3 protein-coding genes are annotated in these 3,439 nt (G+C 26.3%); 2 read left to right on the top strand and 1 reads right to left on the bottom strand.

Translation table 11 applies throughout. The features are described 5' to 3' along the window. Positions 1-179 precede the first annotated feature (179 nt). Positions 180-482, top strand: coding sequence for a hypothetical protein (locus WBG30_RS07870; protein ID WP_424504094.1), 303 nt, complete (start codon positions 180-182; stop codon positions 480-482). Positions 483-935: 453 nt separating this feature from the next. Here WBG30_RS07870 and WBG30_RS07865 read toward each other — a convergent pair whose 3' ends face one another. After that, positions 936-1,928 (bottom strand): hypothetical protein, encoded by a 993-nt coding sequence (locus tag WBG30_RS07865; RefSeq protein ID WP_424504093.1) that lies wholly within the window; start codon positions 1,926-1,928, stop codon positions 936-938. 402 nt (positions 1,929-2,330) lie between these two features. Here WBG30_RS07865 and WBG30_RS07860 point away from each other — a divergent pair, with 402 nt between their 5' ends. After that, on the top strand, positions 2,331-3,095 hold the full coding sequence (locus WBG30_RS07860; protein WP_424504092.1) for a methyltransferase domain-containing protein: 765 nt from the start codon (positions 2,331-2,333) through the stop codon (positions 3,093-3,095). The last annotated feature ends 344 nt before the right edge of the window (positions 3,096-3,439 follow it).

The raw sequence follows: 3,439 nt of genomic DNA, 5'->3' as shown, positions 1-3,439 counted from the left end.
TTATAGGAGCTTGTAGAATCTTTAATCTATGGTCAAAAGTGGCTAAGAAGAGATCCAAGGGATTACTTAGAAGGAGGATCTCAGAAAGAAATCTATTTTGTGGTTGGCCAGATCCAATTGTAAAGATCGTTCCTAAAAATTATTGTGAAACATATAAAGAACTATAAGGAGAGTGAAAAATGAAAGAATTATTTACAAATCCATTAGTATTACAGATAGTGTTTGGAGTCATATTATTAGTTCTACCATCACCACTACTAAAGAAAACAGGAGACAAGGTAGGAGATGCTATTGAAGGTGTAGGAGGAGAAAAGGCTAGAGATGTAACATATAAAGTGTTAATAGATTTTGCTGAAGGGCTTAAAAGCTCTAAGCATAATGGAAATATTAATCTAACTTCTAATGATCAAATAGATAATGAATTGGATAAATATAAGGTGTCACTGGGTTTGGAGGATTCCAAATTAAAGGCAAAGGATTAGAATTTAAGATAGATCCATGGAACCACAAGACTAAGTTATTTCAATTTAAGATTTTTAGAAGAGCTAATTCGATAAGGGAATTGTTTTTGGGATATAAAGAATAGTGTAAAAGGGATATTTTAAAATATCCCTTTTTTTAATTGACAATTCAGGTGATAAAAATTACTTGCAGTAGCCAAAATCAATATAATTTCGGTTATATTGCATTTTTTTAAACTAAATTGTTGGTATCATTGAGATAGAAAAGTTTTGGTATTTTAGTGATAGTCGTGGACAGTTTCAAAGCCAATAAAATTAGATAGACTGCAAACAAAAAAAAAGGAAAAGTATTAAATAATTGTACAACAAATTATTTGTTGATTGACTAACTTTTTATATTTTATTAAAAGTAACTATTGCGAAAAATTCGTAATAGTTACTTTTATTTCATTTACAAACCTTTTAGATAATCTACTAATTTTCAAAGTCACTGAAAATATTTTCATTTTCACTACTCAAACGATCTATTTCTTCATAGATTTTATCTATGGTATAATAATTATTTTCATTTCTAATCCCTTTCTTATAATCTCTTTTTATAATTTGATATTTTTTAACATCCTTAGTATCACTAAAATCTCTTTTTTTTATAACTAAAACTTTTTCTAACTCCTCCTCAGGGAGTCTGTTTTTAAATTTCAAGTTAAAGCTATCGATATGATTATTATATTTCGAAAATTCTTCTACGAACCCTTTGATAGTTTTAAGGTATTCTTCTTTAGATATTTTCCTCTTCTTCAAGTCCTCTTTATCTGAAAAAATCATTATTTTTATACGATTATCTTTAAATTTCTTTTTTAAGAATTCCTCATAGGAATCAACCATCCATTTTTCACTAATCGAAAACCCTATATCTGAAGAATATTTCCAAGGGAAATGTTCACTGATCATCTGTTCATAGAATTTTTTTACTTCTCTATAAAAAATTATTCTTCTATAGTTATCGACTATCTCTCCATCCCTTATCCATACTCCTACGGGGAATTTTTTATCATGTTTTAAATATCCTCCTATAGCTGGATACCATTCCATACCATGGGCTTCATCTCCGTCATAATAATAATAAATTCTAGTTACTACGAAATCAAAGTCATATTTTCCCTTGAAATGTTTTTCCACTCGTTCCTTAACGAGAGGATGAAAAAGATTGACTCCTATAGGTTTTTTTCCCATAAAATGATATGATTTATAGAACAAAAAAATAAATAAAAACGGTAAAATAAACTTAGCTACTATAGTAAAATTTTTATTTTTGATAGTTTTCCATGAAAAAAATATAAACATAGGAACAACTAACAAAATAAATAGAAACAGTATATTAGGGAAAATAACCAATAAGACAGAATACATCACCGCCAATATAATTGATTTCCCAACAGTATTTTTTAATATTTTTTTTATTCCCATATTTTCCTCCTATTTTTGATCTTCTCTTAAAAGTTTTTCTTTTATCATGCTAGATATCCATGTTTCTATTTGATTTTATTATATCAAATAAAAATATGATTGTCTGAGATATATACTAATACCAATATTTGTATTGGTTGACCTCATAATGTTAATACAAGTTTTAAATTAAAAAACTTGTATTATCTAGTTAACAAAAGTACATTTTGTTAAGTAGAGAATTTACTTTTAAAATTTAAAATAATATGTTCCATTAAAAAAAAGATTAAAATGGGAGGAAAATAATAATTATGTTTAAATTCTATAGATTTGATGGAGTATAACAACTTAATAGACCACCTCCAATTAATTATAATAAAAATTTGAATAAATTAATTATTGATTAATAACTGGAGGAATAAAATGTATATAAATGAAAAGGAAAAATTTGAAAAATATCTTTTAGATGAAAATAAAAATTTTATAGGTTGGAGCTTTAATTATCTAATCCGTAGTGGTCGAATGAAGGAGTTTCCGCTAAGTTGGAATTATTATAATGAAATAATTGATTATTGTAGTTGTACAAACTCTCTTTTAGATATGGGAACTGGTGGTGGAGAATTCTTATCTTCATTGACTTTTTTACCCAAAGATACCTGTGCTACAGAAGGATATGAACCCAATATTAAAGAAGCTAAAAAACGACTAGAACCTCTGGGAATAAGTGTTTTTTCTGTATTAGAGCATACTGATCTTCCTATTCCTTCAAAAAGGTTTAGTTTAATAATCAATCGCCACGAATCTTTCTCTTCTCTGGAAGTTATGAGAATTTTGAAACCAAGAGGATATTTTATAACTCAGCAAGTTGGAGGTTTAAATGATATTGATTTAAATCTACTTTTAGGAGCAGATAACAATCAATATGAAAATTGGAACTTAAATAAAGCCTCTAAAAGTCTTACATCATGTGGTTTTGATTTAAAAGAACTAAAAGAAGACAAAGTAAAAACAAGGTTTTATGATATTGGTGCAATAATATATTATCTAAAAGCAATTCCTTGGCAGATCCCAGATTTTAGTGTTGATAAATATTACAAACAATTATTTCATATACATAAGTTTATTGAGAAACAAGGATATATAGATTTGACTTGTCACCGATTTTTTATAATTGCTCAAAAAAGATAGAATATTTGAAAAAGGCTTCCAACACTGGAAGCCTTTTTTTTACAAATGATTTGTAAAAATTATAGGAAGCAATCAAAACAAAAATAATAACGATTATATAAATAATATAATTATGTATTTAATGACTTATCTCTTTATTTTTTTACTAGATTCTCTACTTAACAAAAGTTCATTTTGTTAAGTAGGAAATACAATAAAAATAACTGTTTAAAATATTTTTAGATATTTATCTATATTGTAATTATTTTGTTAATTAGAAATGATAATAAAATGAGGATTAGGCTAGGATTGAAAAGATATTAATTTCACATATTTTTAATTGTTTGTAAAAAGATGAAGAGAAC

It is taken from the genome of Psychrilyobacter sp. (assembly GCF_049671765.1).
Classification (GTDB): Bacteria; Fusobacteriota; Fusobacteriia; order Fusobacteriales; family Fusobacteriaceae; genus Psychrilyobacter.
This window is presented reverse-complemented; position numbering and strand designations above follow the sequence as displayed.

What these genes read in the sequence shown, in the direction of transcription:
- WBG30_RS07870 (WP_424504094.1), top strand. Translation starts at nt 180, where the DNA reads ATGAAAGAATTATTTACAAATCCATTAGTATTACAGATAGTGTTTGGA.
- WBG30_RS07865 (WP_424504093.1), bottom strand. Translation starts at nt 1,928, where the DNA reads ATGGGAATAAAAAAAATATTAAAAAATACTGTTGGGAAATCAATTATA.
- WBG30_RS07860 (WP_424504092.1), top strand. Translation starts at nt 2,331, where the DNA reads ATGTATATAAATGAAAAGGAAAAATTTGAAAAATATCTTTTAGATGAA.